Annotated in this window: 13 protein-coding genes and 1 pseudogene; 9 read left to right on the top strand and 5 right to left on the bottom strand. The window is 73.3% G+C overall.

Annotated elements, in window-relative coordinates:
* A pseudogene (locus AE652_RS06425) lies at positions 1 to 257 on the bottom strand (FAD-binding oxidoreductase); the annotation flags it as partial.
* Between the two features lie 74 nt (positions 258 to 331).
* Between AE652_RS06425 and AE652_RS06430 the strand changes: the two are divergent.
* Positions 332 to 961 (top strand): TetR/AcrR family transcriptional regulator, encoded by a 630-nt coding sequence (locus AE652_RS06430; RefSeq protein WP_082345361.1) that lies wholly within the window; start codon positions 332 to 334, stop codon positions 959 to 961.
* A complete protein-coding gene (locus AE652_RS06435) occupies positions 958 to 2,634 on the top strand; it encodes a glycerol-3-phosphate dehydrogenase/oxidase (protein WP_082345364.1) in 1,677 nt (558 codons plus the stop codon). Before AE652_RS06430 ends, AE652_RS06435 begins: the two co-directional genes overlap by 4 nt.
* Here the strand turns inward: AE652_RS06435 and AE652_RS06440 are convergent.
* Together AE652_RS06440 and AE652_RS06445 are read right to left on the bottom strand one after the other, a co-directional pair.
* Positions 2,622 to 3,035, bottom strand: a complete 414-nt coding sequence (locus AE652_RS06440) for a hypothetical protein (protein ID WP_199823050.1) — start codon at positions 3,033 to 3,035, stop codon at positions 2,622 to 2,624. The two genes, AE652_RS06435 and AE652_RS06440, sit on opposite strands and share 13 nt — an antisense overlap.
* A 253-nt stretch (positions 3,036 to 3,288) precedes the next feature.
* Positions 3,289 to 3,591, bottom strand: coding sequence for a hypothetical protein (locus tag AE652_RS06445; RefSeq protein ID WP_049650183.1), 303 nt, complete (start codon positions 3,589 to 3,591; stop codon positions 3,289 to 3,291).
* A 128-nt stretch (positions 3,592 to 3,719) separates the two neighbouring features.
* Between AE652_RS06445 and AE652_RS06450 the strand changes: the two genes are divergently transcribed.
* Positions 3,720 to 4,136 (top strand): hypothetical protein, encoded by a 417-nt coding sequence (locus AE652_RS06450; RefSeq protein WP_159028378.1) that lies wholly within the window; start codon positions 3,720 to 3,722, stop codon positions 4,134 to 4,136.
* 148 nt (positions 4,137 to 4,284) lie between these two features.
* Positions 4,285 to 4,860 carry a TerD family protein gene (locus AE652_RS06455; protein WP_049650185.1) on the top strand — a complete coding sequence of 192 codons (576 nt, stop codon included), beginning with the start codon at positions 4,285 to 4,287 and terminating at the stop codon, positions 4,858 to 4,860.
* Between the two features lie 77 nt (positions 4,861 to 4,937).
* Here AE652_RS06455 and AE652_RS06460 read toward each other — a convergent pair whose 3' ends face one another.
* Positions 4,938 to 6,269 carry an FAD-dependent monooxygenase gene (locus tag AE652_RS06460; protein ID WP_049650186.1) on the bottom strand — a complete coding sequence of 444 codons (1,332 nt, stop codon included), beginning with the start codon at positions 6,267 to 6,269 and terminating at the stop codon, positions 4,938 to 4,940.
* Positions 6,270 to 6,559: 290 nt separating this feature from the next.
* Here AE652_RS06460 and AE652_RS06465 point away from each other — a divergent pair, with 290 nt between their 5' ends.
* From AE652_RS06465 to AE652_RS06485, 5 genes are all read left to right on the top strand, one after another.
* A complete protein-coding gene (locus tag AE652_RS06465; protein WP_049650187.1) occupies positions 6,560 to 8,602 on the top strand; it encodes an NADPH-dependent 2,4-dienoyl-CoA reductase in 2,043 nt (680 codons plus the stop codon).
* A 205-nt stretch (positions 8,603 to 8,807) separates the two neighbouring features.
* Positions 8,808 to 8,972 (top strand): hypothetical protein, encoded by a 165-nt coding sequence (locus tag AE652_RS06470; protein WP_159028379.1) that lies wholly within the window; start codon positions 8,808 to 8,810, stop codon positions 8,970 to 8,972.
* Positions 8,973 to 9,044: 72 nt separating this feature from the next.
* Complete coding sequence (locus tag AE652_RS06475) at positions 9,045 to 9,368, top strand: YcxB family protein (RefSeq protein WP_049650189.1); 324 nt, start codon at positions 9,045 to 9,047, stop codon at positions 9,366 to 9,368.
* Between the two features lie 77 nt (positions 9,369 to 9,445).
* Positions 9,446 to 10,030, top strand: a complete 585-nt coding sequence (locus AE652_RS06480; protein ID WP_049650190.1) for a PadR family transcriptional regulator — start codon at positions 9,446 to 9,448, stop codon at positions 10,028 to 10,030.
* A gap of 91 nt (positions 10,031 to 10,121) precedes the next feature.
* A complete protein-coding gene (locus AE652_RS06485; protein ID WP_049650191.1) occupies positions 10,122 to 10,883 on the top strand; it encodes a sensor domain-containing protein in 762 nt (253 codons plus the stop codon).
* A 97-nt stretch (positions 10,884 to 10,980) separates the two neighbouring features.
* Here AE652_RS06485 and AE652_RS06490 read toward each other — a convergent pair whose 3' ends face one another.
* The gene (locus AE652_RS06490; protein WP_049650192.1) at positions 10,981 to 15,267 is read right to left on the bottom strand and encodes a LamG-like jellyroll fold domain-containing protein; all 4,287 of its coding nucleotides are present in this window, start codon (positions 15,265 to 15,267) and stop codon (positions 10,981 to 10,983) included.
* Positions 15,268 to 15,415 lie beyond the last annotated feature (148 nt).

Consider the following 15,415-nt stretch of genomic DNA (forward strand, 5'->3'; position numbering starts at 1 on the left):
AGCAGGTCCGGGGTGGACTTGCCGCCGGCGCGCGGCAGCCGGTCGGCGTCGGCGGCGCTGACGTGCTCCTTGCCGACCGCGCCGGCCAGCGCGTCGAGGTCCTCGGCGGAGAGCCGGGACGGGTGCAGGACGACCTCGTCGGCGCTCGGCCCGGGGGCGGCGTCGCCGGTGACGCCGAGGGCGGCGGCGAGCAGTCCCTTGATGTCGGCGGACAGCTCCTTGGCCAGGGCCGGGTCGCCCCAGGCGTCCCACTTCATCGGGGGGAGCGGAAGTGCGGCGCCGGCCGGTCCCGCTTGCGTCTCAGGTGCCATGCGTTACAGTTTCACACATCATGTCAAGTAGTAACGACGAGCCCGAGACGCCGGGCCAGACCCACGGGGGCACCGGCCAGGTCCCGGGGGCCCGCAGCACCGACGACGCGATCCTGGACGCCGCCGCCGACCTGATGGTCCATCTCGGCGTGCGCCGCACCCAGCTCGCCGAGATCGCCCGCCGTGCCGGGGTCAGCCGGCCTACCGTCTACCGCCGCTGGCCGGACGTCCGGGCGGTGATCGGCGCGCTGCTCACCCGGGAGATCCTGGCCACCCTGGAGGCCGCCGTGCCGACCGGCCGGGACCGGGAGGCCTTCGTCGAACGGACCGTGGAGATCGCCGTCCGGCTGCGCGACCACCCGGTGATCGGCGCGCTGCTGCGCTCCGACGACTCCGACCTGCTGCTCGAGTACGTCGTCGAGCGGCTCGGCGCCAGCCAGCGCGGCCTGCTGGAGGCACTGCGCACCGGCATCGAGCAGGGCCAGGCGCACGGCTCGATCCGGGCCAGCGAGCCGCTCGAACTGGCCGCCATGGTCCTGCTGACAGCCCAGTCCACCGTCCAGTCGCACCGCATGGTCGCCTCCCTGCTGCCCGAGGCGGCCTGGCGGCGCGAACTGGCCAGAGCACTGAACGGATACCTCGCGCCATGACCCCCACCGCAGGCCCGCACACCGGTCCGCACTCCAGCTCGCACGCCGGTCCGTCCTCCGGTTCGCACGCGGGCCCGTACACCGGTCCGCACGCCGGGACCTCCCGGCTCAACGCCGTCCGAAGGGCGGCGGAGCTGGAGGCGCTCGGCGACGACGCCCGGATCGACCTCCTGGTCATCGGCGGCGGCGTCACCGGCGCCGGAGTGGCCCTGGACGCGGCCTCGCGCGGCCTGCGCACGGTGCTGGTCGAGGCCCGGGACCTCGCCTTCGGGACGAGCCGCTGGAGTTCCAAGCTGGTGCACGGCGGCCTGCGCTACCTCGCCTCCGGGCGGATCAAGGTGGCCCGGGAGAGCGCGGTGGAGCGCGGCGTGCTGATGACCCGCACCGCCCCGCACCTGATCCGCGCACTGCCCCAACTGGTGCCGCTGCTCCCGGACCTGCTGCGCCCCGGCCAGGCCGCGCTGATCCGTACCGGCTTCCACGCCGGGGACGCGCTGCGCCTGACGGCCGGCACCCCGGGCGCGCTGCTGCCCCGGGTGCGCCGGATCGACGCCGACCGGACCCGCCGGCTGGTGCCGGGCGTGCGGACGGACGGGCTGCGCGGCGCGCTGGTCGCCCACGACGGCCAACTCGTGGACGACGCCCGGCTGGTGGTCGCACTGGCCCGGACCGCCGCGCAGTACGGTGCCAGCGTGCTGACCAGGGTGCGCGCCGAGCTGGTCACCGGCACCTCGGCCCGGCTGGTCGACACCCTGACCGGGCGGGAACTCACCGTCCGGGCCGGCGCGGTGGTCAACGCCACCGGCGTCTGGGCGGGCGAGGTGGACACCTTGATCCGGCTCCGGCCCAGCCGGGGCACCCACCTGCTGGTGGACGCGAAGGCCCTCGGCAACCCGACCGCCGCCCTCACCGTGCCGGTGCCCGGCTCCACCAGCCGCTTCGTCTTCGCCCTCCCGCAGCAGCTCGGCCGGGTCGCGATCGGCCTGACCGACGAGGACGCCCCGGGCCCGATCCCGGACGAGCCGCAGCCCACCGAGGCCGAGCTCTCCTTCCTCCTCGACACCGTCAACGCCGCCCTCGCCACCGCCCTGACCGGGGCGGACGTGATCGGCGCCTACGCCGGGCTGCGCCCGCTGATCGACACCGGGGACGGCAGCACCGCCGACATCTCCCGCGAGCACGCGGTGCTGGAGAGCCCGTCCGGGGTGATCACCGTGGTCGGCGGCAAGCTCACCACCTACCGCCGGATGGCCGAGGACGCGGTGGACACCGCCGTCCGGCTGCGCGGCCTGCCCGCCCGCGCCTGCTGGACGGCCCGGCTGCCGCTGGTCGGCGCCCCCGGCCACGGGGACAGCCGCCCGCTGCCCGCCGGGGTCCCGGAGGGCGGAACCGCCGGGCGGGTGCCCGCCTCACTGCTCGCCCGCCACGGCGGCGCGGCCCACGAGGTGCTGGCGGCCGGAGAGTTGACGCCGATCGCCGAGGGCCTGGACGTGACCCGCGCCGAGATCGCCTACGCCGTCAGCCACGAGGGCGCGCTGGACGCGGCCGACGTGCTCGACCGCCGCACCAGGATCGGGCTGGTCACGGAGGACGCCGAGCGCGCCCGGAAGGCGGTCGAGGAGATCGTCGAGGGGACCGTCGAGGAGCGTGCCGGGCGGCGTCAGGACGGCTGAGCGGCCCGGGGGAAGGGGGCGAGGTCCGGCTCCACCCAGGTGGTCCGGGCCCGCTCGCCCGCGAGCGTCCCGGGCCGGTAGTGGCGGGTGAGCAGCTCCTTGTCGAGCAGCTCGGGGTGGCGGGCCGCGAACGTGTCGAAGTCCGGTGCGGCGTCGGTGTGGTGGGCCACCAGCTCGACCCAGGCGCGGGTCATGGTGACGTGGAACTTCTGCGGTGCGCCCGCCTTGGCGGCCGTGCGCCGGATGCCCTCGCCGACCAGGGTGAGGGCCTCGTCGGCGCCGTGGCGGCGCACCGCGAGCCAGGTGAGCCGGACGTGCTGGCGGTGGCCGAAGCGCTCGGCGCCGGCCATCGCCTCGCCCAGGAGGGTGTCGAAGGCGTCAGGGGTCGCGGGGGTGGTCATGGGAGGGCTTTCGTCGTGGGGGTCCGGGCCAGTGGGTCCGGACGGTGGATCGTAAGGTTTGGTGGCATTTGCGGGCAAACCGCCCGAACGGGTGGTTTCGGTGCACCGAAGGGGGTCGCGGACGGTCGAAGGTTGACCGAGGGGGTCGACCGCGAACGGGGAACGGGGTCTCCGGCTCCACGCCCTCGGAAGGCGGCCGTGGACGGGCGCGGCCGTGCGGAGGAGGCGGAATTCGCGGGGGGAGGAGGCGGAATCAGCGCGCCGTGCGCTCGGGCATCGGGTGCTGGGCGCCGGACAGCTCCAGGACGCAGGAGAGCGGGTGCTCGGCCCGGCCGGTGCGGTCCAGCCGCACCGCGAGCGGCCTCGGCGGGGTCGGCGGCTCCTCGGCGACCTGGGCGGTGAGGGTCAGCGGATAGTCGCCGTGCCCGTGGACGCGGTGGAAGTCGCACTCCTTGCCGTCGACCAGCAGCTCGGTCTCGGTGATCCAGCCGGACCGGACGTTGACGGTCACCGAGTGCCCGCCCTGGTCGAGGTGGAAGCTGTACCGCTGGCGCATCGGGACCTCCGGCGACCGGGCCTGCGACGAGGGGAGACGGCGGCGAGCCGACGAGGGGGAACGGGGGAAGAGCGGACGAGGGGAAATCCACTGCCAGTCTAGGGCGGGAGGTCGCTAGGGTGCTCGGCATGCGGAGCACAGCGGGCGGCCTGCGGCCGTACGGGCCGGACGAGGAGGTGGCCGAGGACGAGTACGTCCTCGGCCTGTACCGGGTGCCGGTCAAGGCGAGGACGGGGCGCGGGGCCGGCCCGGCGCCGCAGCCCGGGCGGCTGGAGGCCTGGGTGGACGGCGGCGCCCTGCGGGCCGTCCTGCGTCGTCTGGGTGCGCGGACCCTGCCCACCCTCGCCCGCCACGAGCCGGACCTCGACTTCAGCAGCCGGATCCGGCAGCCGTCGATGGCCGCGCTGGTCCGGGAGATCGAGCAGGTGGACCTGGCCCGGCTCCCGGCCGCCGAGCGCGAGGTGCTGGGCCTGCTGCTGGGCTGGGGCCGCAGGGCGACGGCCGAGAACGGTGCGCTGCGGATCGAGATCGACGCCGTGCGGTGACGCCCTGGCCGGGCCGGCGGCGGTTCCCGCGCAGGGTTCCCGTGTGCGACCCGGAGAAATTCCCGGGGTGGGCCCGCCTGCAGACGGATTCTCGTGATCTCTACAGTGTTGTAGATTCGTCCACAGGGAGAGATCAGAGGAGGGCATTGTGGGAGTTTCGCTGGCCAAGGGCGGCAACGTCTCGCTGAGCAAGGAGGCGCCCGGTCTGAGCGCCGTGATCGTCGGTCTCGGCTGGGACGTGCGCACCACCACCGGGGCCGACTACGACCTGGACGCCAGTGCGCTGCTGTGCAACGCGCTGGGCAAGGTGGTCTCGGACCAGCACTTCGTCTTCTTCAACAACCTCCGCAGCCCCGAGGGTTCGGTCGAGCACAGCGGCGACAACCTGACCGGCGGCGGAGACGGGGACGACGAGCAGATCAAGGTCGACCTGGACCGCGTCCCGGCCGACGTGGCCAAGGTGGTCTTCCCGGTGTCGATCTACGACGCCGACGCCCGGCTGCAGAACTTCGGCCAGGTGCGCAACGCGTTCATCCGGATCGTCAACCAGGCCAACGGCCTGGAGATCGCGCGCTACGACCTGACCGAGGACGCCTCGACCGAGACCGCGATGGTCTTCGGCGAGCTGTACCGCAACGGCAACGAGTGGAAGTTCCGCGCCATCGGCCAGGGCTACGCCTCCGGCCTGCGCGGCATCGCGACCGACTACGGCGTCAACGTCTGACCGTCGCCAGTCGGTAGCGGTCGACGCCCGTTCGCCCGAAGCGGGTCGACCGGGGTCCGGCAGTCACGGCCACGCGCTCAGTCGGTACGGCCGAGCGCGTGGCCGCCGAAACCCCCGCCGCCGGTGAACTGGTGGTGCCACCAGGCGGTCATGGCCGGTTCGTCCATCCCCGACCAGTCCGGCGCCGCGGTGACCTGGGCCCGGCCCAGGGTGCGGCCCAGTTCCACCAACTCCCGCCCGGCCGCCGTCCGTTCGCGGTCGTAGGCGGCCAGCAGAGCTGCCCAGGAGCCGGCCTCCCGCCCCGCCAGCTCGAAGGCGTGGGCGTCCTGGATCGCCTTCACCGCGCCGCTGGTGTTGTGCGGGCGCACCACGGTGGCCGCGTCCCCGCCGATCAGCAGCCGTCCGGCCGTCCGGGCCGGGGCCGCCAGGTCGTAGACCGGCTGGAGGAAGGTCCGTTCGCGCGGGGTCAGGGTGACCAGGCCGGCCCAGTACGGCGGCAGGTACCGCTCGGCGAGCCGGCGCAGCTCGTCCACCTGCGGGTCGGTGAGGCTGCCCGCCGGGATGCTGGTCGGGCCGTCCAGGCGCAGCCAGGCGGGGGTGGGGGCGTAGAAGACCCAGTTCACCTGGGTGCGGCCGGGCGCGACCCCGGGGATGCGGTAGATCACCACCTGGCCGCCGGGGTAGCAGGCGGTGATGCACTGCTCCTCCGGCCACGGCGCCGCGCCGCCGGGCAGCTCGGCCAGCAGGGCGGCGTCGTAGCTGCCGCGCCAGCACACGTACCCGGCGTACTCGGGCTCGGCCTGCGGGCAGACGGCCTCGCGGACCACCGAGCGGTAGCCGTCGGCGCCGATCACAAGGTCGTACGTCTCGCGGCCGCCGTCCGTCTCGACCCAGGCGCCGTCCGTCTCGACCCAGGCACCGCCCGTCTCGGCCCGGGCGCCGTCCGGCTCAGCCTGGGGGCCCTCCGACCCGCCGCCGTCCGGTTCGTCCCCGCCCGGCTCGTTGCCGACGGCCGTCACGGTGGCACCCAGCCGGAACTCGACCTGCTCGGGCATCCGTTCGCGCAGGGCCTGCCAGAGCACGCCCCAGTGGTGCGAGTGGAACGGGAAGGGCTGGGCCCAGAGCAGTCGCCCGCAGCCGTCCGGCCCGTCGCCCTCGCCGGCCGCGCCCCGGGCGACCCAGCGGCGGACGGTGAGGCGGTGGCGGCGGGTGTCCGCGTCGAGGTGTCCGGCCCGGACCAGTTCGTCGAAGCGGTCGTTGTGGGTGCACAGGCCCACGCCGCGGTCCTCCAGGTGCCCGGGGCTGCGTTCCAGCACCACCACCCGTTCCGCGCCGAGCCGGGCGGCCGCGCCGGCGAAGGCGCTCCCGGCGATGCTGCCCCCGACCACGGCCACCGAGCCACCGCGCACGGCCGCTCCTCTCCTGAGTCCCGAGCTTCGAGTCCGCGGCGTCCCCGCGATGCGATGTCCCCCCGCGACGCCCCCGCGATGTCCGGGACACGACGATACGCGTCCGGTCGGTCCCCGGCGCCGTGTTCGAGCCATCCGGAGGGCCCTTCCGGCGACCCGGGAGAGCCTTATGCAACTAGTTGCATACCCTGCCGCCTGTCCCCTACCCTGCGGTAACAAACGCCCCCGGGTCCACAACGCCCCCGGTCCACTCCCCGGTCCACTTCCCGCCCGCGCCCCAGGAGACGTCGATGAGCGCCCACCCCGGCAGCAACCGCTACCCGCACCTGCTCAGCCCGCTCGACCTCGGCTTCACCACCCTGCCCAACCGCGTGATCATGGGCTCGATGCACGTCGGCCTGGAGGAGGCCCCCGGCGGCTACGAGCGGATGGCCGCCTTCTACGCCGAGCGGGCCCGCGGCGGCGTCGGCCTGATCGTCACCGGCGGCATCGCCCCCAACGAGGCCGGGCGCCCCTGGGAGGGCGGCGCGATGCTGACCACCGAGGAGGAGGCCGACCGGCACCGCGTGGTCACCGACGCGGTGCACGCCGCCGGCGGCAGGATCGCCCTCCAGATCCTGCACTTCGGCCGCTACGCCTACCACCGCGACCTGGTCGCCCCCAGCGCGATCCAGGCCCCGATCAGCCCCTTCACGCCCAACGCGCTCACCGCCGAGCAGGTCGAGCAGACCATCGAGGACTTCGCCCGCTGCGCCGAACTCGCCCGCCGCGCCGGGTACGACGGCGTCGAGATTATGGGCTCCGAGGGCTACCTGGTCAACGAGTTCATCGTCGCCGCGACCAATCACCGCGAGGACGAGTGGGGCGGCACGTACGAGCGGCGGATGCGCTTCCCGGTGGAGATCGTCCGCCGGGTCCGCGAGCGGGTCGGCGAGGACTTCATCATCGTCTACCGCCTCTCCATGCTCGACCTGGTGCCCGGCGGCTCCACCCTCGACGAGGTCGTGCGGCTCGCCCAGGCCGTCGAGGCCGCCGGGGCGACCATCATCAACACCGGCATCGGCTGGCACGAGGCCCGCATCCCCACCATCGCCACCTCCGTGCCGCGCGGCGCCTTCGGCTGGGTGACGAAGAAGGTGATGGGCAAGGTCGGCATCCCGCTGGTCACCACCAACCGCATCAACACCCCCGAGATCGCCGAGCAGTTGCTCGCCGAGGGCAGCGCGGACCTGGTCTCGATGGCCCGCCCGCTGCTCGCCGACGCCGACTTCGTCGCCAAGGCCCGGGACGACCGCGCCGAGGCCATCAACACCTGCATCGGCTGCAACCAGGCCTGCCTCGACCACACCTTCAACCTCCAGATCACCTCCTGCCTGGTCAACCCGCGCGCCTGCCACGAGACCGAACTCGTCCTCGGGGCAACGAAGTCGCGCAAGCGGATCGGCGTCGTCGGGGCGGGCCCGGCCGGCCTCGCCTTCGCCGTCTCCGCCGCCGAGCGCGGCCACGACGTCACCCTGTACGACGCCGCCGAGGCGATCGGCGGGCAGCTGAACATCGCCCGGCGCATCCCCGGCAAGGAGGAGTTCGACGAGACGCTGCGCTACTTCCGCATCCGGCTGGCCGAGTTGGGCGTCACGCTGCGGCTGGGCGCGACCGTCACCGCCGAGCAGCTGGCCGGGCAGGGCCACGACGAGCTCGTCCTCGCCACCGGCGTCACCCCGCGAACTCCCGCCGACATCCCGGGAATCGACCACCCCAGCGTGCTCGGCTACCTCGACGTGCTGCGCGACGGCGCGCCGGTCGGCGAGCGGGTCGCCATCCTCGGCGCCGGCGGCATCGGCTTCGACGTGGCCGAGTTCCTCACCGACCCGGGCGACGCGGCGAGCCTCAACCCGCCGGTGTTCCAGGCGAAGTGGGGCATCGACCCGGAGTACCGCGAGCGCGGCGGCCTGCGCGCCCCGGAGCGGCCGAAGCCCCCGCGCAGCGTCCACCTGCTCCAGCGCAGGACCACCAAGGTCGGCGCCGGCCTCGGCAAGACCACCGGCTGGATCCACCGCACCGAGCTCAAGCACCGCGGCGTGGTGATGGTCCCCGGCGTCACCTACGACCTGATCGACGACGCCGGTCTGCACATCACGGTGGACGGCGAGCGCCAACTGCTGCCCGTGGACACCGTCGTGCTCTGCACCGGCCAGGAGCCGCGCCGCGACCTGTACGAGGCGCTGCGCGAGCGCGGTCTGCCGGTGCACCTGATCGGCGGCGCCGACGTGGCCGCCGAACTGGACGCCAAGCGCGCCATCAAGCAGGGCACCGAGCTCGCCGCGGCGCTCTGAGCCCTCGCGTCCCGTACGGTCGGCGCCCCCGCGTTCCGTACGGTCGGCGTCCCCGCGTCCCGTACGGTCGGCGCCCCCGCCGCGAGCGGGGGCGCCGACCGAAAACCACTCGCCGTCCGCCCGGGGGCCGTTGCTAGTATCCGCAGGTCGCAGCGCGGATCACGGCGCGCGGGGCGTGGAGCGGATCACAGGGGAGAGCAGGCCGATGGACGAGCAGGGCGAGACGGCGTACGCGCCGATGGCGGACGAGCCGGCGGCGGACGAGCGGATCGAGTTGGCGTACACGCCCACGGTGGCGGACTTCCGGGAGGCCCTGGCCGCCCGGTCCCGGGCGACGCGCGCGGGCCGGCGCCAGCGGGCGTTCCTGTAGCTGCTCGTCGTCTGCGGCCCGCTCATCGCCGCGCTCGACCTCTCCACCGGCAAGGGCATCGGCTTCCCGCCGGTGTTCATGGTGCTCGCCGCGCTGGCCCTGCTCCTCTGGCTGCCCCGGCTGCAGGCCGGCCAGTTCCACAAGTTGACCGCCGACAAGGGCGAGTTCACCGCCACCGTGGCAGCGTCCGGCGTGACCATCACCAACCGCCACTCCACCAGCACCCTGACCTGGCAGGCGGTCCCGCACCACGTGGAGACCCCGGGGCTGTTCGTCCTGCTGAGCAACGACAAGAACAACTCCTGCCTGGCCGTCATGCCCAAGCGCGGCACCGCCGACCCCGACCGGCTGCGCGCCGTGCTCGACCGGCACGCCCCCGCGCCCGCCCGGGGCTGAGCCCGGCCCGTCCCGCGCGCCCGTACCCCGCCTTCGCCCCGTCCGTCCCCCTGCCCGCTCCCCGTACGATCGACGGCATGTCGCTGCCGCACGCCATCCTCACCGCCCTGCTGGAGAAACCGTCCTCGGGGCTGGAGCTGACCAGGCGGTTCGACCGGTCGATCGGCTTCTTCTGGCCCGCCACCCACCAGCAGATCTACCGCGAACTGGGCCGGCTGGAGGCCTCCGGACAGATCCGGGCCCTCCGGCCGGAGGCGCCGGTGCGCGGGCAGAAGAAGGAGTACGAGGTGCTCCCGGAGGGCCGCGCCGAACTGGCCCGCTGGACCGCCGAGGGCGCCGCTCCGCGCGCCGTCCGGGAGCCCCTGCTGCTGCGGCTGCGGGCGGCCGCGGTGGTCGGCACGGACGGCCTGGCGGCCGAGCTGGAACGCCATCTCGCCCTGCACCGGGAGCAGTTGGCCGACTACCGGGAGATCGAGCGGCGCGACTTCCCGGTCGAGCGGGCGGACGAGGAGAATCGGCTCCAGCACGCGGTGCTGCGGGCCGGCATCGGACTGGAGAGCTTCTGGGTGCACTGGCTCGCCGAGACCCTCGACACCCTGCCGGCCGAGCCCTCCCGCCCCTCCGACGCTCCTCGCGCCTGCGACCCCTCCGACCGGCCCTGACCTGCGCCGATCCCCGCCCGCGCGCCCGGCCCCGCCCCCGGTGGGACACTGGTGGCCTGTCCCTTCCCGAACTCTCGACCGGGGGACCCGTATGTCTCTGACCAGGCCCTTCCACGCCCTCACCGCCGCGGCCGTCGTCGTGGCGGTCGCCCTGGGCCCGGCCGCCCTCCCGGCGTCCGCCGCAACCGCCCAGCCACTGCCCTCCGCCGACCAGCTGAAGTCGGCCCTGCTGACCGCGGCCGACCTCGGCCCCGGCTGGACCGAGCCCCCGGTGACCCAGAGCCCCAGCCCCAGCGCCGGCGCGAGCCCCAGCGCGAGCCCGTCGAACCCGGTGACCGGATGCGACGCGCTCAGCGCCCTGATCAACATGTACGTCACCCGGCCGGGCGCGGCGATCCCGCGCGCCGAGACCGAACTCGACGGCCCGAACGGCAACCCGATGGTCACCCAGGCCCTCGCGGCCGAGCCGTCCGACCAACTCGCCACCGACTTCAACTCCGCCGCCGACGCCCTGAAGACCTGCCACACCATCACCTTCAACGCCGGCCCCAGCGACACCGTGACCTTCACCGTCAGCCCGGTCACCCTCGGCGACCGCAAGGACGCCCCTGCCGTCCACCTCGACGGCACCCTGGCCGGCGTCCGACTCAACGGCTACGTCGGCATCGAACGCTTCGGCACGGTGGCCATGGCCTTCGGCTACTTCGAACGCCAGGGCAGCAACGAACAGGCCGCCTCCATGGAGTACCGCACCGCCGTCGCCAAGGTCGAACGCGCCCTCGGCGCCAAGGCCGGCAGCACCACCGCCCCCACGGCCGTCCCCGCCACCCCCACCGAGGGCCGCCGCGTCTGACCCTCCTCGCCCTCCGAACACCACCGCGGCCCCCCACCGAACGCACGAGGCGCTCGGCGAGGGGCCGCGGTGGTGGCCTGACGACGACCGACGGGGGCTACACGCCCGCGAGGGTCTGGTTGTCGAAGAGCCAGTGCTGGTTCGCCTGGTTTCCGCATGGCCAGACGGCCAGTGCGGTGGTGTTCTGCGTGTTGGACGCGGGCAGGTCCAGGCACCTGTTCGACGCCGGGTTGAAGAGCGTGCCGTCGTAGCGGCGGATCCAGGTCTGGGCCCCGGAGTTGTCGCACGCCTGCGAGACCACCGGGGTGCCGTCGATGACGTTGGCGTCCCGGGTGCCGATGCAGAGCCCGTTCGGTACGGTCTTGAGCTGGTTGTCCCGGGTAGCGGTGAAGTGCTGCTTGTCACCGTTCCAGCAGTCGTAGATCACCACCGGCGAGCCCGCGGTGCTGCCCCAGTTGTCCAGGCACTTGTGCTTGTCGACCGCACTGCGGATGTGGACGATGGACTGCGACGTGGCGACGGTGTTCACCTGGGGGTCGGTCAGCGCGTACGGGTAGACCCGGACGTCGCTGATCGCGCCGTTGACGAGGTCGGCGGGGACGTCCTTGTTGTACGCGGCGCCGCCGATGTTGAGGCTGCCCGCCGGCGGCTTCCACGTGGTTCCCACCTTGGTGGAGCCGACGGCCAGGCCGTTGACGTACAGGGTGGCCATGCCGTTCGTGGCGTTGTAGGTGCCGGTCAGGTGGGTCCACTGGCCGACCGTGGCCGTGGTGCGGCCGCTCTGGTCGTACGCGGTGTACCAGGCACTCGCGTTGAAGCTGTCGTTGCTCGGCAGGACGAAGGCCCAGTTCTTGAGGGACTTCGAGTACTGCAGATAGAACGGGCTGGCCTCGTTGCCGGTGAGCGAGACCGCGGTGTGGTAGCCGTCGGTGTTGTTGATCTTCACCCAGGCTGAGACGCTGTAGCTCTGGGTGGTGTCCAGCCCCGGGGTGTTGGAACCGGAGTTGACCGGCGCGGTGGTGCGGTAGACCGTCGTGCCGTCGAAGGCGGTCGCCTTGTTCGCCGCACGGTTGTGGTCGGTGGTGAGTGCGGCCCCGGCCGGGTAGGTGGCCTTGGGGTCGCCGCCGTTCCTGTACAGCGTGTTGGTGCCGCTGCTGTCACCGGTGCCGTCGAGCGCCCACCACTGGGGGGAGACCGAGGTGTTCCCGATCGGGCTGGGACCGGCCAGCCAGCCGAAGCCGGCCGAGGGGTTGCCGGGGGTGGTGGGCTGGCCCCACCAGATCTCCAGGGAACCGTCGGCCTTCCGGGCCCAGAGGCCGGGGTTGCCGTTGCCGGTGAGGTCGCCGTCCGAGCCGACGGTCGGGTAGGTGTCGGTGGAGACCCAGCCGATCCGGGTGCCGACCGGCGCCATCTGGGTCAGCGTCGGCACGAGCAGCGGCTTGCCGTTGCTGTCGATGACGGGCGCGCCCAGGCTGTCGGTCGCGGTGACGGTCCCGGTGGTGAAGGTGTAGGCGAGGAGGTCGTCCTTGGGTCCGTCGGCGGCGGCCGCGAGGTTGCGGGCCCACAGGCCCGGGCGGCCCTGCTTGGCCCAGTCGCCGGGGGTGATCAGCTCCTTGTCCTTCCACCCGGACGCGGCCAGCTGGACAGGCTTGCCCAGGGTGTTGGCGTTGGTGGCCGGGTAGTACCAGAGAGCCGCGTCGGCACCGTTGTTGGTGCTCTCGACGGTGAGTAGACCGGTCTTGTTCTTGAAGCCCAGCTTGGGGTCGAGGTCGGTGCTGACCGGGTCGCCGAGGGCGGCGATCCGCAGCGTGCCGGACCAGTCGGCGGCGTTGTACCCAGCGGCCTTCAGCCAGGCGCAGTCCTCGGACGCGGTCGGGACGCACTTCGGCTTGGCGATCGGCACCGACTTGTCGATCCGGCCGTAGGCGCCGGTGTTCCCGGGGTTCTGGTAGAGCCGCAGCAGCGGGTCACCGGGAGCATGGGCGAACACGTCGTCGATGTTGTTGCCACCGGTGAGCGTGCCGCGGTGGGCGATCTGGATGGTGTTCCAGCCCTTGCCGCCGGGCGCGTCGGCCGGGGTGGCGACGGCCGCCACGGCCGGGGAGCGGACCTTCGAGTTGCCCGGGGCGTTGTAGGCGCGCAGGTAACCGGCCTGGTCGGGCTGCAGGATGTCCGGGGCGCCGTCACCGGTGACGTCACCGAAGACCGGCGGCGGGCCGTCCGGGTTCCACGGCACGTAGAAGGAGTACTGCGCGACCGGCGAGACGTTGCGCGCGTTGTCCATCACCTGCATGTACAGGATGTTGGTGCCCCAGCGGGAGAGCGTGACGGGGAACCCGTTGCTGATGCCGCCACCGCAGTACCAGCCGTCCCCGGCGAACTGCGGGTCCCAGGACCAGCGCGCGCAGACCACACCGGAGGCGTTGCCGCCCGGGGCCGGGTCGGCCGCGGTGTACGGCACCAGGCCCTCCTGGCCCACGTGCTTCCTGGTCACCTGGCCGTTGCCGGACGGCGGGAGCTTGTAGTCGAGCTCGGCCTCCGGCAGCAGGGTGTTGGCGTCCGGGACGGAGAGGGTCGGCGGGGTCAGGTCGACGCCGAAGCGGCAGGCCGGGCTCCCGCCGGACCGCTGGACCAGCCCGTCGGTGGCCATGACGTCCCAGCCGTACACGTGGCCGTCCTGGAGCAGGCCCTGCTTGACCTGGAACGCGGCCGTGCCGCCGTTGGCGACCTCGGGGGTCTGGCCGCTGTCGGCCCGGTTGGTGTCGGCGTAGTCCCAGATGCCCATCCAGCCGTAGAGCGACTGCTGGACCGGGCTGCTGACCGTCGCGTTGAGGGTGACGGCGCCGTTGAAACCGGACGCGGAGTTCATCCAGCCCATCGTGCCGCCGGTGCAGCCCTGGTTGTCTGCCCACGGCACGGCCGTGGTGGGAGCGGGGGAGGCGTACGTGCCGGTCGGGACGTTGGGGACGCGGTCGTACTCGATCTCGACAGCGGGGCTGTAGCCGAGCCGCTTGAACGCCGACATGTTGGACTCGTCGCGGGCGAACACACCGAAGGTGAGGGTGTCGCGGCTGGTACCGAAGTTCTGGTAGACCCCGGTCACGTCGTAGTTGAACTGGTACTCGCCGCCGCAGCCGGGCTGACCCGCGCCGGGGACCGAGGCCTCGCCGAGTCGGCCGCCCTGGTTCGTGGGCGGATTGCTCCAGCTGGTCTGGTCGCTGATCGGGCTGGTGAGGTAGAGGTCCAGGGTGTACTTGTTGGTGCAGGAGAAGTCCGAGGACTCGTGCTCCCACACCGACATGGTCGCGCGGTTGATGATCGCGCCGCGGTACCAGTGGGTGTCGAACTGGAAGTAGGAGCGCTCGATGCCCTTGTCGACCCGGTAGCCCTGGTAACCGACACCGGGCCGCGCGTACTGGTCCCCGCTGCCGGTGGTCCGCCCGATGTTGGCCTTGCCGGGGTAGGCGGCCTGGGTCCAGGTCCAGTTGTTGGCCACGTTACGGTCGGGGATCCAGGCCGGGTCGATGAACCACGGGCCCTGGCCCTTGCCGAGCACCGCGTCGTCGGTGGTCAGCTCGACGGCGTCGGCCGTGACGGTGGTCGACATGGTGGCGACCTTCGCGCCGTAGCCCGGGCCCTCGGCGGTGCTGCGCGCCTCGGACTTCGCCTGCGGGGCGTCTCCGGCCGAAGCGCTCAGGGCGGGGGCCGACTTGGCGGCCGCCACCGGGGCGGCGGCAGAGCTGTCCCACATCTGCGGGCTGGGGGCGTGCCAGCGGGACGTACCGTCGGCGGCCGCGGCGGTGAGGTTGCCGGCCTCGTCGGCCCGGACGGTGACGCCCTTGCCCTGGGTACCGAAGCGGACCTTCTTCAGCGCCGGGTTCTTCGCCGCCTCCGCGGTCTTGACGATCAGGACGGTGGAGAGCCCGCCGAACTTGGAGGCGGTCACCTTGAGGTCGACGCCGGGGGCAACCTCGGGGTAGATCAGCGCGTCCCCGCTCGGGTCGATCGCCGGCTTGGTGAGCGGGAACGGCGAGTCGATGGTGAGCGTCTCGCCGTCGGCGCTGGTCAGGGTGGCGAGCGGGCCCTGGCCACCGCCGGACAGGCGCAACCCCGACAGCGCGGTCTTCGGCCGGTAGCCACCCTGCCCGTCCGGGACGAGAGCGCCGTCAAGCGTCGCCCAGGCGCCGTTCTGATTCACCCGCTGCGGCTCGACGTGCTCGGTGCGCTTGAGGTGGCCGGCCGGGGTCGCGACGGTCTCGCTGACCTCGTCCGTCAACTCCGGGATCGGGACGGGCTTGCCGGACTTCTGCGCCTCGGCGATGGCCTTGTCGGTCGGGCTGAGCAGCGGCTTGTTGCCGGCGCGCTCGGCGTCGACCGTGGCCATCTGCGCGGCGAGCTCCGGCGGGATGGCCGAGGGGCTGGTGGCGGGGCTCCCGGCCGGAGCGTCGGCCGGGGTGGTGGCAGTGGCCGATGGACCGTCAGCGAAGGCGAACGGTGTGATCGAGGTCAGCGCCAGGGCGAGGCCGACTGCG

Source organism: Kitasatospora sp. MY 5-36, from assembly GCF_001182915.1.
In the GTDB taxonomy this organism is placed as follows: domain Bacteria; phylum Actinomycetota; class Actinomycetes; order Streptomycetales; family Streptomycetaceae; genus Kitasatospora.

Coding starts and splice junctions, on each gene's coding strand:
- AE652_RS06480 (WP_049650190.1), top strand. CDS start 9,446: ATGTCGCTGCCGCACGCCATCCTCACCGCCCTGCTGGAGAAACCGTCC.
- AE652_RS06450 (WP_159028378.1), top strand. CDS start 3,720: ATGCGGAGCACAGCGGGCGGCCTGCGGCCGTACGGGCCGGACGAGGAG.
- AE652_RS06435 (WP_082345364.1), top strand. CDS start 958: ATGACCCCCACCGCAGGCCCGCACACCGGTCCGCACTCCAGCTCGCAC.
- AE652_RS06470 (WP_159028379.1), top strand. CDS start 8,808: ATGGACGAGCAGGGCGAGACGGCGTACGCGCCGATGGCGGACGAGCCG.
- AE652_RS06485 (WP_049650191.1), top strand. CDS start 10,122: ATGTCTCTGACCAGGCCCTTCCACGCCCTCACCGCCGCGGCCGTCGTC.
- AE652_RS06490 (WP_049650192.1), bottom strand. CDS start 15,267: ATGGCCACGGTCGACGCCGAGCGCGCCGGCAACAAGCCGCTGCTCAGC.
- AE652_RS06465 (WP_049650187.1), top strand. CDS start 6,560: ATGAGCGCCCACCCCGGCAGCAACCGCTACCCGCACCTGCTCAGCCCG.
- AE652_RS06440 (WP_199823050.1), bottom strand. CDS start 3,035: ATGACCACCCCCGCGACCCCTGACGCCTTCGACACCCTCCTGGGCGAG.
- AE652_RS06445 (WP_049650183.1), bottom strand. CDS start 3,591: ATGCGCCAGCGGTACAGCTTCCACCTCGACCAGGGCGGGCACTCGGTG.
- AE652_RS06430 (WP_082345361.1), top strand. CDS start 332: ATGTCAAGTAGTAACGACGAGCCCGAGACGCCGGGCCAGACCCACGGG.